Here is a 508-nt window from a genome sequence, read left to right as displayed (position 1 = left end):
GTCCTGTTCACCCTGGCTTCGCTCGCCTGCGGCCTCTCGCAAACCCTGACCCAGTTCGTCGCCGCACGTGTCGTGCAAGGGCTCGGCAGCGCGCTGATGACGCCGGTTGGGCGCATTCTCGTCCTGCGCAATGCGTCGAAATCCGAACTGCTCAACGCCACGGCGCTGATCACCTGGCCAGCACTGTTTGCGCCGGTGGTCGGGCCGGTGCTCGGCGGCTTCATCACCACCTATCTGTCCTGGCATTGGAATTTCTTCATCAACATCCCGCTCGGCGCGGTCGGGCTGGCGCTGGTCGCCCGTTTCATCCCAGGCGACCGCGAGGCCGACCCCAAGCCGCTCGACTGGCCCGGTTTTTTCCTGACATCGGCGGGACTTGCCTTGCTGCTCTACGGTCTCGAGCGTATCGCGCATCCCGAGGACGGCGTGCTGCCGACAGCGCTGCTGATCGTAGCCGGCATCGTCCTCGGCTGGCTGGCGGTGCGCCATCTCAGGCGCGCGCCGCATC

The 508-nt window shown here is 66.5% G+C and carries 1 protein-coding gene; it reads left to right on the top strand.

What is annotated here, in order from left to right:
- The coding region (locus EN925_RS39030; protein WP_128337511.1) for an MFS transporter at positions 1-508 on the top strand (508 nt) is incomplete at both ends.

Origin of the sequence: Mesorhizobium sp. M7A.F.Ca.US.006.04.2.1 (assembly GCF_004022915.1) — a bacterium.
Classification (GTDB): Bacteria; Pseudomonadota; Alphaproteobacteria; order Rhizobiales; family Rhizobiaceae; genus Mesorhizobium; species Mesorhizobium ciceri.
Note: the sequence above shows the minus strand (reverse complement) of the source record. Positions and strands in the feature narration are given on the sequence as shown.